Annotated in this window: 15 protein-coding genes and 1 pseudogene; 9 read left to right on the forward strand and 7 right to left on the reverse strand. The window is 67.3% G+C overall.

Annotated elements, in window-relative coordinates; translation table 11 throughout:
• The 5 genes from JOY90_RS18815 to JOY90_RS18835 form a co-directional block, all read right to left on the reverse strand.
• A partial coding sequence (locus tag JOY90_RS18815) for a molybdopterin-dependent oxidoreductase (protein ID WP_291692617.1) occupies positions 1-3,138 on the reverse strand: 3,138 nt, incomplete at its 3' end.
• A gap of 185 nt (positions 3,139-3,323) precedes the next feature.
• A complete protein-coding gene (locus tag JOY90_RS18820) occupies positions 3,324-5,792 on the reverse strand; it encodes a two-component system VirA-like sensor kinase (RefSeq protein WP_291692618.1) in 2,469 nt (822 codons plus the stop codon).
• Complete coding sequence (locus tag JOY90_RS18825) at positions 5,789-6,766, reverse strand: cytochrome c peroxidase (protein WP_291692619.1); 978 nt, start codon at positions 6,764-6,766, stop codon at positions 5,789-5,791. The genes JOY90_RS18820 and JOY90_RS18825 overlap by 4 nt, the downstream gene beginning before the upstream one ends.
• Positions 6,763-7,212 (reverse strand): DUF1127 domain-containing protein, encoded by a 450-nt coding sequence (locus JOY90_RS18830; protein WP_291692620.1) that lies wholly within the window; start codon positions 7,210-7,212, stop codon positions 6,763-6,765. Before JOY90_RS18830 ends, JOY90_RS18825 begins: the two co-directional genes overlap by 4 nt.
• A 379-nt stretch (positions 7,213-7,591) precedes the next feature.
• Positions 7,592-8,341, reverse strand: a complete 750-nt coding sequence (locus JOY90_RS18835; RefSeq protein WP_291692621.1) for a response regulator — start codon at positions 8,339-8,341, stop codon at positions 7,592-7,594.
• 375 nt (positions 8,342-8,716) lie between these two features.
• On the opposite strand from JOY90_RS18835, the gene JOY90_RS18840 reads away from it, so the two are divergent.
• Positions 8,717-8,974, forward strand: coding sequence for a hypothetical protein (locus JOY90_RS18840; RefSeq protein ID WP_291692622.1), 258 nt, complete (start codon positions 8,717-8,719; stop codon positions 8,972-8,974).
• Positions 8,975-9,060: 86 nt separating this feature from the next.
• The gene (locus tag JOY90_RS18845; protein WP_291692623.1) at positions 9,061-9,189 is read left to right on the forward strand and encodes a hypothetical protein; all 129 of its coding nucleotides are present in this window, start codon (positions 9,061-9,063) and stop codon (positions 9,187-9,189) included.
• Positions 9,190-9,199: 10 nt separating this feature from the next.
• Here JOY90_RS18845 and JOY90_RS18850 read toward each other — a convergent pair whose 3' ends face one another.
• Complete coding sequence (locus JOY90_RS18850; protein WP_291692624.1) at positions 9,200-10,522, reverse strand: alpha-amylase family protein; 1,323 nt, start codon at positions 10,520-10,522, stop codon at positions 9,200-9,202.
• Positions 10,523-10,911: 389 nt separating this feature from the next.
• Between JOY90_RS18850 and JOY90_RS18855 the strand changes: the two genes are divergently transcribed.
• The 7 genes and pseudogenes from JOY90_RS18855 to JOY90_RS18890 all read left to right on the forward strand — a co-directional run bounded on the left by JOY90_RS18855 (position 10,912) and on the right by JOY90_RS18890 (position 20,516).
• Positions 10,912-11,802: an ABC transporter substrate-binding protein gene (locus tag JOY90_RS18855; protein ID WP_291692625.1), complete on the forward strand. Its 891-nt coding sequence runs from the start codon at positions 10,912-10,914 to the stop codon at positions 11,800-11,802.
• A 242-nt stretch (positions 11,803-12,044) separates the two neighbouring features.
• Positions 12,045-13,655, forward strand: a complete 1,611-nt coding sequence (locus tag JOY90_RS18860; protein WP_291692626.1) for an amino acid ABC transporter permease/ATP-binding protein — start codon at positions 12,045-12,047, stop codon at positions 13,653-13,655.
• Positions 13,656-13,713: 58 nt separating this feature from the next.
• On the forward strand, positions 13,714-14,955 hold the full coding sequence (locus tag JOY90_RS18865; RefSeq protein WP_291692627.1) for an acetamidase/formamidase family protein: 1,242 nt from the start codon (positions 13,714-13,716) through the stop codon (positions 14,953-14,955).
• Positions 14,956-15,081: 126 nt separating this feature from the next.
• Positions 15,082-17,421, forward strand: a pseudogene (locus JOY90_RS18875) (acetamidase/formamidase family protein).
• Positions 17,422-17,444: 23 nt separating this feature from the next.
• Positions 17,445-17,828 carry a RidA family protein gene (locus tag JOY90_RS18880; RefSeq protein ID WP_291692630.1) on the forward strand — a complete coding sequence of 128 codons (384 nt, stop codon included), beginning with the start codon at positions 17,445-17,447 and terminating at the stop codon, positions 17,826-17,828.
• A 222-nt stretch (positions 17,829-18,050) separates the two neighbouring features.
• Positions 18,051-18,908: an enoyl-CoA hydratase-related protein gene (locus tag JOY90_RS18885; protein WP_291692631.1), complete on the forward strand. Its 858-nt coding sequence runs from the start codon at positions 18,051-18,053 to the stop codon at positions 18,906-18,908.
• A 21-nt stretch (positions 18,909-18,929) separates the two neighbouring features.
• Positions 18,930-20,516 (forward strand): gamma-glutamyltransferase family protein, encoded by a 1,587-nt coding sequence (locus tag JOY90_RS18890; RefSeq protein ID WP_291692632.1) that lies wholly within the window; start codon positions 18,930-18,932, stop codon positions 20,514-20,516.
• Here the strand turns inward: JOY90_RS18890 and JOY90_RS18895 are convergent, their stop codons facing one another.
• Complete coding sequence (locus JOY90_RS18895; RefSeq protein WP_291692633.1) at positions 20,517-21,470, reverse strand: threonine/serine dehydratase; 954 nt, start codon at positions 21,468-21,470, stop codon at positions 20,517-20,519. It lies immediately after the preceding gene.
• Between the last annotated feature and the right edge of the window lie 101 nt (positions 21,471-21,571).

Raw genomic sequence — 21,571 nt, forward strand, 5'->3', positions numbered from 1 at the left:
GGCCACCGGCCGCGGCGAGACGAAACGTTCCTGAAAGACCTCGAAGGCCGGCACGCCGCTCGCGCGCAGGCCCGCGGACATCGCTGCCATCATCGCGTCGGGACCGCACAGGTAGAACCTCGCGCGGCGCCGGATCAGGCTCTCCTCGATGGCGGTGAACTCCAGGCGTCCAGCGCGATCATAGTCCACGCCCAGCCGGTCGGACGCCACCGGGCGGCTATAGAGCGTCACGGTGCGAAGCTCCGGCATCGCCACGGCCAATTCGCGCAAACGGGCGGCGAAGGCATGGTGCATGCGCGACGGCACGACGTAATAGAGATGAATCTCCGGCCGCTGCGCCTGCGTGGCGAGCGTTTCGAGATAGCTCATGAACGGCGTGATGCCAATGCCACCGGCCAGCAGCACGACCGGAAATTCATTCGCAAGCGGCAGCAGGAATTTTCCCGTCGGAGCCTGCGCCAATAGCGTCTGCCCGGGTCTGGCCGCCGCCAGCAGCGGCGAGATGATTCCGCCTGCCACGGTCTTCACGGCGACGCGGTAGCCTTGGACTTCGGCGCCAGCCGCTCCGCAGAACGAATAAGATCGCACCGTTTGCGCATCGCGGTGTCCTTCGTCATACGCAAGCGTCAGGAACTGGCCCGGCGCGAAGCCGGGCAACGGGCTGCCGTCAGCCGCTGCGAGGTCGAGGCACACGACATCCTCCGCCGGCCGGCTCACGGCGCGGACGACGAGCGGTCGAAAACCTTGCCACGGCCGCGGCTTTGCATCGCTGCGGACGATATCGCAAGCGAGCGAGCGATAGCCGGGCGCGCCCGAGATCGGGTCGCGAAGTTCGTCCGTCGCCAGTGAATTGTAGTTGGCATCATCAGCACCGAGCAGATCGAAGCCATCGAGCCCGAGATCGGGACAGCCCTGCCACCAGCCATATTCGGCGACCGCGACGTGATCCGCCAGCGCCGGATCGATGCGCGCGGCCATGGTGATGCGGCGTCCCTTCGCGGCCCGAATCTCGACGCGGTCGCCGTCGGCGATGCCCCGCCGCGCGGCCAGCGCGGGCGACATTTCCACGCGCGGCAGCGGCGAACGCCGGCGCAAGGCCGTGATGCCGCGATGCTGACTGTGGCAGTAATAGCCGTTCTTCGCGCTCAGCAGCGTGATGGGAAACGCCGGGTCCATGGCTGCGTCCGGCAGCGGCGCCGGCACCGGCGGATAGCCGTGCGCGAGCAGGCGCTGCGAATACAATTCGACCCGACGCGTCGGCGTCGGGAAGCCGGTGACGGCGTCGTTCTTGGTCTCGGCATATTTGCGGAAGCGGTGCTGCAGCGGCACGCGCACGCCCTCGGGCCGCGCGCGCAGTTGCGCGGTCGAGAGCCCGACCGGCTTCAGCACCTCGTTCCAGGCGCGATCGAAGTCGCCGTCGTAGAAGCGCTCGCCGAAACCGAGCCGCTTCGCGAGTTCGGCCGCGATCCAGTGATCGGAACGGCTCTCGCCGATGGCGTCGACCATCTGCGGTCGCAACTGCACGTGCTCTTGCGCATTGGCGGTGATCTCGAAGCCGGCGCGCAGCGCCTCGCGCTCCCACGCCGTGTTCACGGGCAGGATGATGTCGGCATAGCGCGAGGTCGGGTTGGGCCTGAGGTCACAATGCACGTAGAATTCGAGCTGCTCCAGCGCCGCGCGGCCCAGCGCGGGATCCGGCTGCGAGACCAGCAGGTTCGATCCGAAGCTGACCAGGCCGCGCACGCGATAAGGCACGCTGTCGCGAATCGCGCGGTACAGATCGGGGCCCGTGATCCAGCCGCGCGACGGCGGCCCCAGCGGCAGCCTGTCGAGCCCGATCGCCTTCCGCCGCTGCTCGGGCGGCAGCATGGCGTAGCTGCTGAGCGGAGCCACCGCGGGCGCGGCCCACCAGACATTGCCGCCGGGAGCGTCATACTGGCCCTTGAGCGCGAACAGCGTGGCGATGGCGCGGTCGATCTGGGAGGCATTGGTGTGCTGGCCGACACCGGTCCAGCAATAATAGCTGAGCGATGGTGCGCGCGCGATCTCGTCAGCGACGGCGGTGATGGCGACTTCCGGCAATCCGGTCAGATCAGCAGCGCGCGCAATCGAGAATTCGCGCGCGGCGCCGGCGTACAGCGCAAACGCCGGCCGGCATGCGACCCGTCGTCCTTCGATCACGATCTCGAATGTTCCCTCGAGCGCCAGCCGCTGCGCCTGCGCTTCCGGCATCGCCTGCGTCGTGTCGTAGGACACCGGCGCCTGTGCCATCTCATCAAACACGACGAAAGCGTCGCCGCCGGGCAAGCCGATCTCCTCCGCCTTCAGAAAGCGGCCGGTATCGCCGCGCACCAGCAGCGGCGCATTGGTCCAGCGACGGACGAAGTCATGGTCATAGGCTTTGCGCGTGATCAGCAAATTGGCGAGCGCAAGCGCCAGGACGCCGTCCATCCCCGGTGCGATCTGCAGCCAGAGATCTGCGTCGCGCGCATGCGCCGTGCGGCGCGGATCGATCACGACGAGGCGGGCGCCGTTGCGCCGCGCTTCGCCGATCGCCTCGGCCTGCGCCAGCCACGCGGTCGCGGGATTGTGGCCCCACAGCACGATCAGGCCGGAATGCCGATAATCCGGGACCGGCACGCCGGTGCCGAAGGTGAACTCGTGGCCGTGATCCTTGTGCCAGTTGCACAGCTCGGTCGCGTAGCAGATGTTGGGGCTGCCGAACGTCCAGACGAAGCGCTCGAGCCACGGCAGCGAGTCCGACATCGAAGTGGCGCTCGGCGAGGTGAAGCCGAAGGCGACCGCCTCGGGTCCGCTCTCGGCGGCGATCTGCCTGAGCCTGCCCGCAATCCGATCCAGCGCCTCATCCCAGGCGATCGGCTGCCAGCCCGGATCGTCAGCATGCTTCGGCCGGGTGCGGATCAGCGGCGTCATCAGGCGGCGCGCGTCGTGCACGATCTCCGGCGCCGCCCGACCCTTCGGACACAGCGCCTTGCCGGTCGGGTGCGAGGGCAGTGGCTTCACCTCGACCAGCCGGCCGTTCTCGATCACGTTGAGCGAGCCGCAACGCGAACGGCAGAAGGTGCAGAAGCCGGGGATCTCGCGGCGGACGTCGTTGCGCAACGATGCTGCGTCCATTGGCGCTCCATGTCGGCTGCGCCAGGGGCGGAGCGCGTCTCCACGCTCGCTCGGCTCGGCCGGCGGCGATCTTCTCATCAATTTCGAGCCGAATGCAAATCTCGGTCAACGAACCGAGCCTGACGAACGGGCTCCGGCCGGTTCCCGATCGGGGTCGGTCAGCGGGCTGCCCCTGCCACGAGACGCTACGCGGGCACCCGGCACAGGGCACGCGGCGCGCCTCTCGCCAGCGCGACCGCGATCTCCTCGGCGACGATCGGCCAGCGCACGACGTCCGAGATGCCGGCGCTCACGAGCGTGTCGGCGTCGATCTCGGTCGCGGTCCTCGCAAGCACGATCGGTGCGGCCGGCAGAGCTGCGTGCAGCGCCGCCGCCAATTCGAGCGAGGCCCCGATCGGCCCGAGATGACCGACCACGACCATGTCGAAACGGTCCGGATGGGCCCCAGACGCCGCGAGCGCGGCTTCCGCAGTCGCAAAGCCGACCGGCTCGTAGCCAAGCGCCGCCAGCAATTCCTCGTCCCGCAGCAGGCGCTCGCTGCCGGCCACCAGCATGACGGTCTCGCCCGCTCCCGCCGGAAGCCCGACACTGTCCGGCTCCGGCATCTGCCCGACCGCCGTCGCCTCGGGCAGCCAGACCTCGAAGCGACTGCCCTCGCCGGGCTTGCTCTGCACGCTCACCACCCCACCATGCTCGCGCGCGATCTCGCGCGCCGTCGCAAGCCCAAGGCCGTTTCCCGACGATCGCGTGGTGAAGAACGGTTCGAAGATCCGCGTCAGCGTGAGCTCGTCCATGCCGGAGCCGTTATCGGTCACGGTGATGCACACATAGCGGCCGGGACCAATCTCGTCGTGGCTCAAAGGCCGTGCCTTCCGCAGCTCGCGCTGCTCGGCCGCGATCTCGATGCGGCCGCCATCCGGCATCGCATGCGCCGCGTTGTTGCAGAGGTTGAGGATCACCTGTTGCAGCTGGGCGGGCTCGCCGCAGATCATCAGCTTGCCCTCGGGATGGCGGATGGCGAGCTCGACGCTCGAGGGCAGCGAGACCTCGAGCAGCGACGCGACCTCTCCCACCACGTCGCATAGATTCAGCAGCTTGCGCGGCACGTCGCGCCGTCGTCCATAGCCCAATATCTCGTCGATGAGATCCCGTGCCCGCTCCGCGCTGAGGCGGATGCCGGCGAGATTGCGCACGAGCTTGGTGTTCGAGCCGACATGGTCGGCCATCACCTCGGCATGACCGAGAATGCCGCCGAGGATGTTGTTGAAATTGTGCGCGATGCCGCTGGTGAAGATCCCGATCTTCTCCATCCGTGTGGCCTGCCGGAGCCGCGACTCCAGCCGCGCGCGCTCCATCTCGACCGTATGCCGTTCGAGCGCATGGACGATGGTGTCGAGCGCCGTGCGCGCCAGCGACAGCTCTCCCGGCGCCGCGATACCGCACGGTCGGCCGACCACGTCGAAGCCCAGCAGCACGCGGGTGCCGTCGCTGTTGATGGTCGTCGCGCAGGCCCATCCTCCGAGGCCGAAACCGAGCAGAGCCGCCTGGTCTTCGCCCGGCGGCATCTTTGAAACCCGGGCGACATGCACGATGCCATCGCCCCCGACGCCGATCCGGGCCGCCATTTCGGGAGCACGCTCGGGCCATCCCGGGGGAGGCTCCATCCCGGGCTTGTGCCAGACATGCAACCGCCGTCTGGCTCCCGTGGTCACCAGATAAATGCGGTCCGCGCCGATGCAGATCCCGATGGCGGCCACCGCGCGGTCGATCTCCTCATCGAGGCCGTGAGGCTGCGCCTCGAGGAAGCGCATCGAGATCGCGGCGATCACGTGCTCCAACGCGGAGCGACGCCGCAGGATGCTGGAACGCTTTCTCAGTCCGAGCGCAAGCTGGACCAGGAAAGCCACCAGAACCAGCGACAGGCCATAGAGCACGCGACGGTACTGCCGGGCCTGCTCCCGCGAGACGGATTGGCGCTTCAGGATCATCGCGCGCAGCGCATTCTGCTGCTCCACATTCGGCAGCGCGGCCAAGCTGCGCAACCTGCCGTCGACCGATGGAAGCATGCGAGCGACCAGCCGACCATGCGCCAGCAGGCTCTCGACCGCATCACCCTGGCCGTTATGAACAGCCTCGCGGTCGAGGTCGTCCAACCGGTTCTGTGCCTCCTGAACAACGACGGAGGAGGTATCGAGCGTGAGATTGAGGATCGCGGCCGCGGCTGCACTGATCACGGGATCCAGCTCCGGCGAAACCGATTTGGCGCTGGTGCGTCCGAAGAACGACAGCGAGTTGTGCAGCAGCGCGTTCTGGCTCTTGAAATGCTCGACCAGGTCTTCCTGCTGGTCGACGGAGGCCGCCAGGCGGTTGATCGCCTCGGTGGTTTCCACATCGATTGCGGCGGTCCCGCGCAAGCGGTCGAGCGAGACGCGCAGATCGCGGATCTCCCTCACCAGCGGATCGTAGTTGCGCAACGTGCCGGCACGCGCCGCGAAGACGTCGCGATAAAGCCCGTTCTCGACCATGCCAAAGCGCTCGATCTCGGTGAAGGCGTGGTCGAACCCTTCCGCTTCCGGATTGACCGCGCGCAGCGACAGCCACGTCAGCAGCACGATCAGGAAGCCCACGGTGGCGGCGGCCGGGATCAACTTCATCGTGGCGCTCCGGTGACCGGCGAGCCGCGATAATTTCCCGTCAGCGTCTGCAGGAAGCCGACGATCGATTCGATCTGCGGATCGGTCAGGGTGCGGTCGAGCTGCGCCCTTGCCATCCTGCGCACCGCATCCTGCAGGGTGGCCGCGCTGCCGTCGTGAAAATACGGCGCGGTCGCCGCGACGTTACGCAGGCTCGGCACACGCACGATCTCGGGCGGTCCTCGCACCAACGGGTGAAAGACGCCCTGTCGTTCGAACAGGTTGCCGCCGACGTTGCGCCCCTGATGGCAGGAGCTGCATCCGAACGATTTGAACAGCCGATAGCCCTCGAGCTCGCTGGCCGAAAGTGCGGACGCATCGCCGCCGAGCCAGCGGTCGAACCGGCTCCCCGGGGTCACCAGCGAGCGCTCGAACGTCACGAGCGCGTCCAGGACGTTCTCGCGATCCGGCGCACGGCCGTAGGCCGCCAGGAAATCGGCGACGAGCTTTGGGTCGTGGTTCAGCTTGAGCGCGACCTCGTCGGCGCTGGTCTTCATGTACAGCGGATTTTCCAGCGACGCCTCCGCCTGTGCGGCAAGCTCGCGGAACTTGCCGCGCCAGTCCAGGCGAAAATTCAGGGATGCATTGAAGATGCTCAGCGTATCGAACGGCGGCTTCGATCCATCGCGGGCCGGACGACCGCTGCCGGCACCGTTGCTGTGGATATCGTGGCAGGACACGCAGGCCAGCGTTCCGTCCGCGGACAGGCGCGTATCGGAGAACAGCGTTTCGCCGAGCGCGAGCTTGAGCGGATCGGCATCGGGCGGGCCCGACAAATGGGTGATCGGCTCCTGGTCCGGCACGAGTTCCACCTGGAACGCGTCCGGACCGGACGGCGCCTGCGCGATCGCCGCGCCGACGAGCATCGCGCAAGCCAGCGACAGCAGGCCCGACACCGCCAGCAACACCAATCGCACCGGCAACCATCGCCTCATCCCAGATAGATCCCCTGCCGCGCGGCGTATTCGATGTCGGAGCGCGTGAGCCCGACATCGCGCAGCGTCGGATCGTCGAGCCCTCGCAGCTCCGCCAGCGCGCGGCGCCGCGATTGCGCGCGCTGCCATTTCGCCATGAGCCGCACGGCGGGCGCGGCGATCGCGATGCGCCAGCCTGTGGCAATCGCCGGCGGCTGCTCAGCATCTGCGGCGCGGTCGGCACCCTCGCCAGCCGCCTGCGGCAGATCTTTCGGTGGTTCGGTGTGCGAGCTCCCGTTTCCCAGAATCACGCGCAGGTCGGGCTTTCCGCGTGCAGGCCCGTGGCTCGGCAGCGAGGGTCGGGAAGACGCGCATTCGGCAGCGCCTTCATGATGCAGCGTGGCCGGCGGAATGCAATACATCGCCTCCGCATAGGTCGCGCATCCCGCCAGCACCTCGGCGACCACCCAGGATCCGGCCGCAAGCAGCAGATTCGGAAACGCATGACCGGCGAGATACGCAACATGCGTGCCAGCTCTCACGACACTTTTCCGGAAGGCCGACGGCCGCATTCGCTTGGCGCCGATCGCCGATGACGGCCTGCCATCGTCGAAGGGGCGATAGACGATCGCGCGCCGATCGGACTGCCGCGGCCAGCTGGCGCGCGATACGATTCGAGACCGGTAGAAATGCTTTACGGACGACATTGAATTCTCCCAGACTACGTCAATGCGGGAGACTCTGCCGGGCGCATGTTTCCGCAGCATTCCGCCACGGCGATTTATGGCTACGCTTGTAATGGACCGCGCCGTCGCGCGCGTCGCGCTGCGCGTCATCGCTTCCCCGTCACAGGAGCTCGACGGGCAGCGCGAAGACGTAGCCGACGCCGCGTTCGGTGCGGATGATGGACGGCGCGCTCGGATCGCGCTCCAGCTTGCGCCGCAGCCTCAGCACCTGCACGTCGATGCTGCGATCAAAGACATCCTCGTGGATGCGCGTAGCCTGCAAGAGCTGCTCACGCGACAGCGGCCGCTGCGGCGCATCGAGAAACGCGATCAACAGCGCGTATTCGCCCTTGGTCAACGCCACCGGCGCCCCACTGGAATCGGTCAACCGGCGATGGCGCCGATCCAGGAGCCAGCCACCGAAACGGCAGCGCCCCTTGTCGCCGTCGCGCGAGCCCACGGCCTGTCCGACCTCGCGCCGCCGGAGAACCGCGCGGATGCGGGCCAGCAATTCTCTCAATCCAAACGGCTTGGTGATGTAATCGTCGGCACCCAGCTCGAGACCGACCACGCGATCGATCTCGTCGCGGCGATGACCGGTGGTGATGATCACCGGCACGTCCGAGAGGGCACGAATCTCGCGCAACAGATCGAGGCCGTCGTCCTGGCCCAGCCGGAGATCGAGGACCACCAGGTCCGGCTGGCTCCGCGCGAGCAGACCGACCACCTCATGGCGGCGCGAGGCGGAGATGGCGCGGATGTCGTGCTCCTCGAGATAATTCATCACGAGGTGCCGCATCGTGCTGTCGTCCTCGACGACGAGGCAGGTGGCCACCTTCCGGTCGGAGCCGCCACCCAGGGCCGATGGCACGGACGGTCCCGCAGTGGGTCTGTCTGATCCGTCGATTTCCATGTGAGACGGCTGGGGGGGCCGGCCGATAAAAATATGCTCAGACCTTCCAATCACTCAGATACCTCCAAATCCCCATTCGGCCTATAGAGCAAGCCATATTGCGGGGCAGCACACGATTGAGAGATCAATTTGTTACCGTTGGTTTGTGATCTGGCGCATAGTTCGCGTTCGTGCAAAGCCCAGCGCCTCTCAGCAGCCGCGCTACGCCCGTAACCGGAAACGAATCCGTCGAAATCATCCCGTATTGCGCCGCCGGCCACTCTCCGCCGCCGACACGAATTGTCGCGCAAACCGACCGGCCTGTCCGCCGAACGGAACTCTGGAGAGATTTTAATGTTCGAATTGCTCAACCCGACGATTTCGATCGCCACGACTACCCTGCTGTGCTGGTCGGGCTTTCGCGTCTGGCGCGCCCAGAACCGTGTCCTGAAATGGGGCGGCGCCGCGCTGACGGCGCTGCTGTCACTGGTGGCCGCATCGGTCAGCGTGCTCCTGATCCTCGGGTTGTTGAGGCTGCACACGCGTAGCGCGCCGACGGTGGATCTGAAGGTCGTCGACACGTCGAGCAAAAATGCCACGGCAAGGATCTGACCGGCGGCGTCTCAGGCCAGCTCGGGCCGCTGGGTCCCGATCTCCGCCTGGTCAAGGGATGGACGTTCGCGCAGTTCGCCGCGACCTTGCGCACCGGCATCGATCCGAACGGTCACGAGCTCGGCAAGCAGATGCCGGGGCGACCGATCGGAAGGATGGACGACGACACCCTGCGCGCCGTCTACGAGTACCTGGCGCATCTGCCGAGTGGCTGACTTCGGAGCGCTAGCCGACGACCCCCCAGCCGTGCGGCGGCAGCGCGATCTCGGTCGTCGCACCCTTGCGCCGGACGGCGACGTCGCCGGCCAGCCGGTCGGCCGCCGCATCGATGGCATGCACCGCCGGCACGTCGGCGATGTTGAGGGCGAGCCACAGCCGGCTCCCTTCGAACGACGCTTCGAGCACGAGATCGGTGTTGTGAAGCTCGACCACGCGGCTCCGCGCGCGATGCAGCCACGGATGCCGGCGCCGCAGCCCGATCAGCTCCTGGTGCAGACGATAGACCGGCCAGCCGAACGGCGCGAGGCCGTCGGGGCTGGCGGGAAAGGCCGGCCGGATCGCATCGTCGCCGCCGGCGCGATCCTCCTTGAGGCCGCGAAAGGCTTGCTCGTCGCCGGCATAGATCGACGGCGTGCCGGCGCAGGTCAAGAGGATCGCGAGCGCATGAGGAAGATGCCGCTGGTCGGAAAGCCGGCTCGCGATCCGCGTCACGTCATGATTGCCGATGAAGGTCTGCGGCACGAAGGATTCGAGCATCGCATCATGCCGCTTCAGCGCCCAGGCGAGCTCGAACAGGTTGCGATCGTTCAGCGAACTCCAGATCGCCTTCCACAATTCGTATTGGGTGACCGCGTCGACGCCCGTGTCGTGAACGAAGGCGGCATAGTCGCCGTGAATGACCTCGCCGAACAGATAGGCCTGCGGATGGCGGGCGCGTACTGCGGGCAGCACCCTGCGCCAGAACGGCCGCGGCACCGCATAGGCGGCATCGAGCCGCCAGCCGTCGATGCCGCGATCGAGCCAGGTGATCATCACGCGCGTGACGTAATCGGCAACCGCGGGCTCGTCGTGGTTGAGGGCGACGAGCTGCCGGTGTCCTTCGAACGTCGCGTAGTCGGGCTCCGTGCCGGCAGGCGCACCGGCTGGCCAGGTCAGACGAAACCAGGACGCCTCGCTCGATTGCGGGCCGTCCTTGATTGCGCGCTGAAAGGCCGGAAACTCGCGGCCGACATGGTTGAACACGCCGTCGAGCGCGACCCGCAGGCCGCGGCGATGCGCCGCCGCGATCAGGGAATCGAAGTCGGCGATGTCGCCGAGCCGCCGGTCGATCGCAAAGTGATCGATGGTGTCATAGCCATGCGTTGAGGACGCGAAGACCGGTGCGAGCAGGATGCCCGAAACCCCGAGCTTCGCCGCATAGTCGAGCCAGGGATCGAGCTTGCCGAGACGATGCCTGATCTCGGGACAGTCGCGCGCCTCACGCTCCGCGCCGACGAAGCCGAGCGGATAGATGTGCCACCAGACGGCGTGGTCGATCCAGTCTGACAATCGTAGGTCCTCTTCCTGTTGCGCAGGTAGCTTCGTCGCACAAGTGAAGCCACAACTGACGCGGTGGATCGAGTGGGGCTTGTGGCGCGCGCCGCGCCTCGCCGGGCGCCGTGGCGTGCCCGCGCTTCGGCGAGTGGCGGTAACACGGGCAAATGAAGTCCACGAGCCCCGCGTTTACTTTTTGTGCAGCGACCGCCCAAATTTTAGCTCGGGCCGATCCAAATTTTTGTGCGCCCCCGGACAAGCGAGCTGCCGCACCGCGCCCCTAGGATTTCCTTCGAGCCTTGGCCCGCGAGCCTTGCCCGCGAGCCTTGCCCGCGAGCCTTGCCCGCGGCGAGACGCGCAGGACGCCGCGGCCGCTCGCACAACAACTCGGAGGAGCTGGCAACATGCAGAATTGGCTTTTTCTCAAAGCGGGGCGCGCGTGGGTTGCCGCGCTCGCCGCGATCGTCGCCACCGGATTTCTCATGCCGGCAGGTAGCCAGGCCGCCACGCCCGCCGGCTGCACGGCGCTGCAGACGAAATATCCGGAATGGAAGGGCAAGACGCTGGTCAACGCGATCAACCCGCACACGCCGGGCTATGAGGCGATCGATCCGAACGATCCCAGCAAATATGTCGGGTTCGACATCGACATCGGCGAGGCGATCGGTGACTGCCTCGGCTTCAAGCTGACCTACAAGCCGGTGACGTTCGCCGCCCTCCTGACCACGCTCGCGAGCGGCCAGGCCGACATCGTGATCTCCGACATCTACGCCACCAAGGAGCGCGCCAAGGCCGCCGACTTCATCACCTATTCGAAGGTGTTCGACGGCGTGCTGGTCGCCAAAGGCAACCCGAAGGGCATCCACGGCATCGACATGACCATGTGCGGCGCAGCCGCGGCCGAAAACACCGGCTTCGTCGAGGTGCCGCTGGTGCAGGACCTGATGCCGAAATGCAAGGCCGAGGGCAAGGCGGAGCCGACGCTGCAACTCTATGACAACAACGCGAATTGCATCCAGGCGATCCTCGCCGGCCGCGCCGATACCTATGTCAACGACGTCAACACCGTCGACCAGGCGGTGAAGGCCAATCCGGACAAGCTCGAGAAGGCGATCGCGGTCACCATCCCCTACTCCGTCGGCATCGCCGTGCCGAAGGACAAGCCGCAATTCCGCGACGCGGTGATGGCCGCCCTGATCGAGGTGCAGAAGGCCGGCATCCACATGGAGCTGCTGAAGAAGTGGGAGCTCGACGTCAACAACTTCAAGGAGCCGGACATCCTCGTGGCGGATTGACGCGCACGGCTTCTCGTCAGTCGAAGCACTATCGGCGGACGCAGTGCGCTTCCTCTCCCAGTCCTTACGGGGAGTCGTAGGGTGGGCTAAGCGGCCACATGCACGGGCGCACACCACACAAAGGCAGAAGCGTGCCCACCATCCCGAGCGATGCTGTCGAAACAACGGTGGGCACGGCGCTCCGCGCGATGCGAAGCATCGTCGCGTCCGCGCCTTAGCCCACCCTACGTCACCTGAACCAGATGTCGCTGTTCCTGCACTATCTCAGCCTGCCCTATCTGCTTCAGGGCATCGAGCTGACCCTTCAGGTCACGGCCCTCGGGCTGATCGGCGGGCTGATCCTCGGGCTGTGGCTGGCGGCGATGCAGCTCAGCCGCTTCTGGCTGCTGGCCGCCTTCGCCCGCGGCTACACCGTGATCTTCCGCGGCACGCCGCTGATCCTGCAGATGGTGTTCGCCTACGACGCGCTGCCGCATATCGGCATCAAGCTGCCTGCCGTCATGGCCGCAGGGCTGGCGCTCGCCTGCAACGAGGCGCCGTTCATCGCCGAGATGCTGCGTGCCGGCGTGCTCGGCGTCGATCGCGGCCAGATCGCGGCCGGCCAGGCGCTCGGCATGACGCCGTCCGTGCTGATGCGGCGGATCATCGCGCCGCAGGCGATCCGTACCATGATCCCCGCCTTCGGCAACGAATCGGTCAGTGCGCTGAAGAACTCCTCGCTCGCATCCGTCATCGCGGTGCAGGAATTGACGCTGCGCTCGACCCAGCTCGCCTCCTCGACCTTCGATTTCTTCTCGATCTTCTTCGCCTCCGGCCTGCTCTATCTCGTTCTGACCGGGGCCGTCGCCGCGATCCAGCTCGCGCTGGAATGGCTGCTCGACCTCGACCGCGCCAGCCGCCAGCGACGGCTCGCCGACTATCTGCCCTGGCGCCGCGTCGATCTCACGGCCAAGCCCTCCTCCGCGTGCGGCAAGATGAAGGAGATGACGCCCGGCCTCGCCCTGACGCCATCGCCGGCGCTGACCGAGGCGGACCGTGCCAGGCGTGCCGCGACCGTCGCGCGCAACAACATCGCCGTCGAGGTGAAGGACCTGCGCAAGCGCTATGATGCTCAATCTGTGCTGAACGGCCTCGACCTCACGGTGCGGATCGGCGAGGTGCTGGCCCTGCTCGGCCCCAGTGGCTCCGGAAAGAGCACGCTGCTCCGTTGCATCAACCACCTGGAGAGCTGGGATGGCGGCACCATTCGGGTCGGTGGCAGGCGACTCGGCTTCGGTGACGACGGCAAGCGGCTGTCGCCACGCGCCATCGCCAACGAACGCGCCCATGTCGGCGTCGGCATGGTGTTCCAGCAGTTCAACCTGTTCAGCCATCTGACCGCGAAGGAGAACATCGCCGGCCCCCTGCGCTGGGTGCACGGCGCGAGCCGGACCGACGCCGACCGCCGCGCCCGGGAACTGTTGGAGCGGGTCGGACTGAGCCATCGCGCCGACGCGCTGCCGCGGCATCTCTCCGGCGGCCAGCAGCAGCGCGTCGCCATCGCCCGCGCGCTGGCGCCCAATCCGAGCGTGCTGCTGCTCGACGAGCCGACCTCGGCGCTCGATCCCGAACTCGTCAACGAGGTGCTGGAGGTGATCCGGCGGCTCGCGATCGACGACGGGCTGACCATGATCATCTCCACCCACCAGCTCCGCTTCGCCGACGAGGTCGCCGACCGCGTCGCATTCCTGAGCGACGGAAGGATTCTGGAGGAAGGGCCGGCGCATGAGGTGCTGTCCAACCCGCGCCACCCCATGACCGCGCGCTTCCTCAGCGTCGTGGATGCCGATCGGACGCCGGAGCCGGCGCGATGAGCTCGCCCTTCACATCAACTTCAACGACGTCGCATCCGTTCTGCCAAGAGGCCCTTGCATGAAGCACCATCTGCTGCCGGTTTCACCGACGACGGTTCACTGGGGCTATTTCTCCAAGGTCGTCGCGCCGGCGCTCACCTTGCGCTCGGGCGACCGCGCCACCATCGAGACCCTGACCCATCACGCCAACGACGATTACGAGCGGATGATCGCAGGCGATGCCGGCGCGGAGAGCGTGTTCCATTGGACGCGGGAGCACAAGGCGGTGGCGCGCCGCGGCGCCGGTCCTGCCGAAGGCCCGTTCGTCCGCGGCTCCGGCGAAGGCCTCGGCGTGCATCTGTTGACCGGCCCGGTCGCGGTCGAGGGCGCCGAGCCCGGCGACATCCTCGAGGTGCGCATCCTCGACATCCGGCCGCGGCCGAGCTGCAACGCCTGCCACGCCGGCAAATGCTTCGGCTCCAACGCTGCCGCGAATTGGGGATTTCACTATCACGACCTGATCGAGGCGCCGAAACCGCGCGAGGTCATCACCATCTTCGAGCTCGACACCTCGGGCGAGCCGTTCGCCAAGGCCGTCTACAACTATGTCTGGACGCCGCAGACCGACCCCGACGGCATCGTGCATCCGACCATCGACTATCCGGGCGTGCGGGTCGACCATGCGACCATCACCAGGCGAGAGAACATCCTGAAGGCGGTCAAGGTGCCGGCACGGCTGCATTTCGGCACCATGGGGCTCGCGCCGGCAGAGGCCGATTTCGTCTCCTCGATCCCGCCCGGCCACACCGGCGGCAACATCGACGACTGGCGCATCGGCAAGGGCGCGCGGATGTACTATCCGGTCGCAGTGCCCGGCGCGTTCTTCTCCGTCGGCGATCCTCATGCAGCACAAGGCGATAGCGAGCTCGGCGGCACCGCGATCGAAACCTCGCTCACCGGCGACTTCGAGTTCATCCTGCACAAGAACAACGAGCTCGGCGGCACCGCGCTTGAAGGTCTCGCCCACCCGTTGCTGGAAACCGAGCAGGCCTGGTCGGTGTACGGTTTTACCTATCCGAACTACCTCGCCGAGCTCGGCGCCAACGCGCAGACCGAGATCGCCAATCATTCGAGCCTCGACCGCGCGATGCGGGATGCCTTCCGCAAGCTCCGCCGGTTCCTGATGACGGTGCACGGCCTGAGCGAGGATGAGGCGATCTCGCTGATGTCGGTCGGCGCGGATTTCGGCGTCACCCAGGTCGTGGATGCCAATTGGGGCGTCCACGGCACGATCAGGAAGAACGTGTTCAGGTGCGATTAATGCGTTGAAGCAAGGCGGCTTTCGGCCGCTGATCAGAAATGAGCTCGGTTTTGACGCGGCCATGATGGCGCGCGAATGCGGCCGGCTGGCATGGGGGTTGCTTCGATCCCCGTGTTGGGTCGATGCATGAGCTTCCGTCCGTTCACGAGTGAATCCTATCCGCAGGACGACCGCCCGGAGGCATGGCGGGACGTGCTGAGCGCGGCCGGCCTCAAGCCTGCTCCCGCTTCCGCCAATACCGCCGACGGCGGCCACGCCACGGCGTCGCATCGACAGGCCCCCGGCGTGGCGCTGACACGAATCGCCGCCAGCGCCCAGGGCATCTCGCCGCTGCTGCTCCCGAACGAGGATCTGCCGGTCGCGCTGCTGCCGGTCGAGGACGGCGTGGTGCTGGCAAGCCGCACCGGCCATCGCATCATACCCGCCGGCCGGCTCCTGCTGCTGCCGCGGCATGGCGACTGCAGCGTGCTGTTCCAGCCGGCGATGCGCGCGGTGGTGCTGTCGGTGACGTCCGATGCGCTGCATGGCCGGATCGCCGCCCGGCCGAGGCTGGCTGAACCGCATGTGGTGGCGCCGGGCGGCTTCGCCGACGTGTTCGCGCGGACCCTGGAGGCCAGCGCGCGGGTCTTGGAGACGCTCGACGATGCCGAGTGGGCGACGCTCGCCTAAAGCCTGGTCGACCTCTTGCTGACGCTCGTGCACCGGCTCGCGGTGCCGAGCGCGGAAGGCCCCGGCAGCGCCACGCAGGCCGCGATCCTGCACCGCATCTGCCAGACCATCGAGCGAAGGCTCGACGATACCGCGCTTTCGCCGCTCCGCGTCGCCCAGGCGGAAGGCATCTCCGAGCGCTATCTGCAGAAACTATTCGAAGGCGTCGGCGACAACTTCACCCATTATATCCGCGAGCGGCGGCTGCAACGCGCCTGGGCCGACCTGTCGAACCCGGCCGAGACGCACCGCTCGATCTCCGAGATCGCCTATACCTATGGCTTTGCCGATGCCGCGCATTTCAGCCGCAGCTTTCGCCACAGATTCGGATTGCCGCCGCGCGAGCTCCGTCAGCGGCAGGCGGAACGTGGCGCGACGCGGCCTGCGGCAAGCAGTCAGCGCGGCTGGCCGCAGGAAGCGCTGGCGCTGCTGAAGGGTCACGACAAGCTCGCCGTCAAGGGCGCATCGCCCTGCGCCAGGAGCAGCACCGCGACTGCATCGACCGGTCCGGCCCATCACCACCTCGCCGCCGATGCCGAGCGCGTGCACTGGGGGTATTTCAGCCGCTCACTGCCGCCGCAGGCCGAGATCGCCTCCGGCGACACCATCACCATCGAGACATTGTCGCAGCACGCTTCCGACGATCCCGAGCGCATGATCGCAGGCGATGGCGGCGCCGAAAGCGTGTTCGGCTGGACCGCGGTCAAGAAGAATGTCGACCGGCGCGGCGCCGGCCCGATCGATGCCAGCGTGTTCGGCCGCGGCGCCGGCGAAGGTTTTGGGGTGCACATCTGCACCGGCCCGGTCGCGGTAAAGGACGCGCAGCCCGGCGATGTGCTGGAGGTCCGCATCCTCGACATCGTGCCGCGCGAAAGCCGGCACCCGCAGCACAAGGGGCGCGTGTTCGGTTCCAGCGTCGCGGCCTGGTGGGGCTATCACTACGACGAGTTTCTCGGCGGACCGAAGCCGCGCGAGGTCGTCACCATCTACGAGATCTTCGCAGCCGACAGCGAGCCGCATGCATGCGCGCTCTACTCCTATCGCTTCGAGCCGCAGACCGATCCGTTCGGCGTCGTCCACCCCACCTATGACTATCCCGGCATCCCCATTGCGCCGCACACGGTGAAACGCCGCCACGCCGTGCTCGACGGCATCCGCATTCCGCTGCGGCCGCATTTCGGCGTGATCGCGGTGGCGCCGCGCGAGGCCGACTTCGTCGATTCGATTCCGCCGTCCTATTTCGGCGGCAACCTCGACAACTGGCGGCTGGGCAAGGGCGCGACCATCTATCTGCCGGTCTCGGTGCCCGGCGCGCTGCTCTCGGTCGGTGATCCCCATGCAGCGCAAGGCGACGGCGAGTTGAGCGGCACGGCGATCGAGTGCTCGATGACCGGCACGTTCCAGGTCATCCTGCACAAGAAAGGCAACCTCTCGGGCCAGCCGTTCGCGGACCTGTCCTATCCCCTGATCGAGACCGAGACTGACTGGGTGCTGACCGGCTTCAGCCATCCGAACTACCTCGCCGAATTCGGCGCGCAGGGACAGAGCGAGGTCTACGCCAATTCCTCGCTCGACCTCGCCATGAAGGACGCCTTCCGCAAGATGCGCCGCTTCCTGATGCAGGTTAAAGGGTTGAGCGAGGACGAGGCGATCGCGCTGATGTCGGCCGCGGTCGATTTCGGCGTCACCCAGGTCGTCGATGGCAATTGGGGCGTGCATGCGATCCTGAAGAAGAGCCTGTTTCGGGACGCGAGCTGATCATCAAGCAAAGGAAGAGCCCGATGAAGTTCCACATGTTCGCGAACGGGCCAAAGCCCGTATCGCCCTTCAGCCACGCCGTCGAGACCGACGGTTTTGTCTTCGTCACCGGCCAGATGCCCGACAGTCCTGCCGCTCCAGGCGTGCTGCCCGATGGCATCGTGGCGCAGACCAAGGCGGTGATGGAAAACCTGAAGATCATTCTCAAAGGCCTCGACCTCGGCCTCGAACATGCCGTCATGGCGCGGGTTTACCTGACGCGCTTCAAGGAAGACTTCGCCACCATGAACGCGACCTATCGCACCTTCTTCGCGCCCGATCGCCTGCCGGCGCGCACCTGCGTCGGCGTCACCGGGCTTGCCTATGACGCGCTGATCGAGATCGACCTGGTCTGCCGCCGGCCGTGAGGCGCGGCTCTGCTTCGAACGCGAGAAATCGCATTCATGAGGCCCGACGATGCGGAGCGTAGCCCGCATGAGCGCAGCGACATGCGGGGCCTCATTCCCGGGTATCGCTTCGCTCACCCGGGCTCCAGGCGTCTCAGGCGCTCGAACGGGCTGGACACGGTCGCGCCGTGTCCGGCAGGCTGTCCCTGACAAGAAGAAACCATCGATCAGGGACGGGAAGCCATGGAGCACCAGCACATCACCTGCGAGATCGACGGCGCCTGCCTGATCGTCACGCTGAATCGCCCCGACAGGCTGAACGCCTATACCGGACAGATGGGCGCGGAACTCACTCAGGCCTTCGTGAGCGCCGACGGCGATGACGCGATCCGCGCCATCATCGTCACCGGCGCGGGCCGCGCCTTCTGTGCCGGCGCCGACGTGTCCGGCGGGGCTACGAGCTTCGACACCTCGGGCCAGCATGGCGCGGGTGTGTTCGCAAGCCCGAGAACCGGGGGCAGCCGCTTCGTCGAGGCGATCTTCAACTGCCGCAAGCCGTCGATTGCGGCGATCAACGGACCGGCCGTTGGCGTCGGCATCACCATGACGCTGCCGATGGATATCCGCATCGCCGCCAGGGGCGCCAGGATCGGCTTCATCTTTGCGCGCCGTGGGCTGGTGCCGGAAGCCGGCAGCGCCTGGTTCCTGCCCAAACTGGTCGGTCTGCCGCAGGCGTTGCGCTGGTGCCTGTCCGGGCGGACCTTCGAGGCCGACGAGGCGCTGCGCGGCGGCCTCGTCAGCGAGGTGGTCGAGCCGGCCGATCTTCTGGACCGCGCCAAGGAGATCGCGCGCGAGATGACCGAGCAGACTTCGGCCGTGGCGGTGGCGCTGACGCGGCAGATGCTGTGGCGCTTCGCCGGCGCGCCCGACCCGTTCGAACTGCTCGCGCTCGACAAGCCGATGTCGATCGAGCGCGGCGCGCATGCCGACGTGCGCGAGGGCGTGCGGGCCTTCCTGGAAAAACGCCCGCCGGCCTTTCCGGGCAAGGTCTCGCAGGACATGCCGAGCCAGTACCCGTGGTGGCCATCCGCGCCGAAGTAACACAAGCAAAGAGGCATCAGCATGCCCGATCTTTTTTCCGACACGCTCGCGCTGCGGAAACCGGCGGTCCGCTCGACCGGCGGCGTCGTCGCGGCGCAATCGCGCAAGGCCGCTCAGATCGGCGCCGCGGTGCTCGCGGCCGGCGGCGACTGCCTCGATGCCGTGGTTGCCGTCGGCTTCGCGCTCGGCGTCCTCGAGCCCTGGATGAGCGGGCCTGGCGGCGGCGGCGCGATGGTGCTCTACCGGGCCCGCGAGAACCGCACCGAGGTGATCGACTACGGCATGCGCGCGCCGGAAAGTCTGCGCGTCGAGGACTATCCGCTGGTCGAAGGCGTCGCGTCCGACATCTTCCCCTGGGCGCGGGTGAAGGACGACCGCAATCTCCAGGGTCCCGGCTCGATCGCAGTGCCCGGCGTCGTCGCCGGCATGGCGGAGGCGCATCGCCGCTACGCCAGGATGCCCTGGAAGGAATTGCTGGCGCCCAGCGTCAGGCTCGCGGGCGAGGGCCTGCTGGTCGACTGGTTCACGACCTTGATGATCTCGTCGTCCGCGGCAGATCTGCGCCGCTATGCCGCCAGCGCGGCGGCGTTCCTCGAGGACGGGCTGCCGCCCAATCCGCAATGGGGCATCCGGTCGGTCGTGCGGCTGCGGCAGGATGCGCTCAAGGCCACCATGGCGCAGCTCGCCGAAAAGGGAGCGCGGGATTTCTACCAGGGCGAGCTCGCGCACAGCATCGCGGCCGACGTCCAGGCCGGCGGCGGCGCGCTCACGACGGGCGATCTCGGCGCGTTCCGCGCAGAGCTGCGCGAGCCTCTGCACATTCCCTATCGCGGCGGCATGGTCCACGCGACGCCCGAGCTCACCGCCGGCCCGACGCTGGCGCATGCCTTGCGATTGCTGCAAGAAAGCTTGCAGCCGCGCGGCGCGCCGGATGCCACGAGCTTCACGGCCTGCGCACTGGCGCTGCAAGCGGCCTATCGCGAGCGGCTCAATGGCATGGGCGATGCCGACGGCCGGCGCGCGCTCGGCGCCGAGCATCTCGCGCCCGCCTGCACCACGCATTATTCGATCGTCGACCGCGACGGCAACATGGCGGCGGTGACGCAGACGCTGCTGTCGACCTTCGGCTCGAAATACGTGCTGCCGCAGAGCGGCATCGTCATGAACAATGGCATCATGTGGTTCGATCCGACCCCCGGCGGCCCCAACTCGCTCGCACCCGGCAGACGCTGCCTCACCAACTATACGCCCGTCGTGGCGGAAGCCGCCGATGGAAGGCGGCTCGCGGTCGGCGCCTCCGGCGGCCGCCGCATCCTGCCGGCGGTGATGCAGATGCTGTCCTTCGTGATGGATTTCGGAATGGATCTCGACGCCGCGATGCGTCAGCCGCGGCTCGATGCCAGCGAAGGCGCGATCGTCATCGGCAATGCGAAGCTGCCGCTCGAGGTGCGCGAAGCCCTGCGCGCACGGTTCGACTATGAAGAAGCACGCTCGCAGGCCATTCCCAGCAAGTTCGCCTTCCCAAGCGCCGTGCTCCGCGACGGCGACACCAACTTCGGCGCGACCGAGATCGGCCATCCCTGGTCGGACGTAGCGGCGGAAGGCTGATCAGGTGTCGAACCTCACCGCCGTGGTGTTGGCACCGCAGATCAGCACGGCGATGCGTTCGCCGCGCGCGGGACGATAGGCGCCGCCGAGCAGTGCGGCGAACGCCGCGGCGCCGCCGGGCTCGGCGACGACGCGCAGATTGGTCCATAGCGCACGCTGCGCCGCGCGGATGTCGTCATCGCCGACCAGCACGACCTCGGGCGCGACGAAGTCGCGGGCGATCGGGAACACCAATTCGCCGATCCGCTTCGGCGCCAGGCTGTCGGCGGCAATGCCGCCGGCCGGCGCATCCACCGGACGGCCCGCTGCGAAGGCAACGTGCAGCGTCGGCGCGCCGTCGGATTCGACCGCGACCACCTTGACGCGTTTCTCATACCAGGCGGCGATGCCGCCGATCAGACCGCCGCCGCCGACGCTGACCAGGAGCGTATCGATGTCAGGCGCGTTCTGCTCGATCTCGAGCCCGACACTGCCTTGCCCGAGCATGGTCTCCGCCTGGTCATAGGCGTGGATCGGCATCGCGCCTGTTGCCCGCAACAATTCCTCGCTCGCGGCCAGCGCATCGGCATAGCGGTCGCCGCCGATGCGGATGTCGGCGCCATAACGCCGGATCAGCTCGATCTTGGACGGCGAGGCGATCGTCGGCACGAAGATCACGGCCTTCCTGCCGAGCCGTTGCGCCGCGAAGGCGACCGCGACACCATGGTTGCCGCCGGACGCGGCGACGATTCCGGCCGCAGGCACCTCGCGCGTCAGCAGATTCGTGAAGGCGCCCCGCACCTTGAAGGAGCCCGAATGCTGCAACTGCTCGAGCTTCAGCCGGAGCGGAATGGAGGCCATGCCGAAATCGGCGCCATCGACCTCGACCAACGGGGTGCGGCGGATGTAGGGACGGATGGTCCGGTAGTTTGCCGCAATGGCGTCGCGGTTCACACAGGGGGATGAAGCGGGCATGTCGATCCTCGGCACAATACGGCAGCCTTTACCATGAATTAGTCGATTGGCAAATTGCCAAAGTGAAGCCAGGGGCCACGACCGCTCACGGGCTCTTGCAA

Origin of the sequence: Bradyrhizobium sp. (assembly GCF_019242285.1) — a bacterium.
Taxonomy (GTDB): Bacteria; Pseudomonadota; Alphaproteobacteria; order Rhizobiales; family Xanthobacteraceae; genus Bradyrhizobium.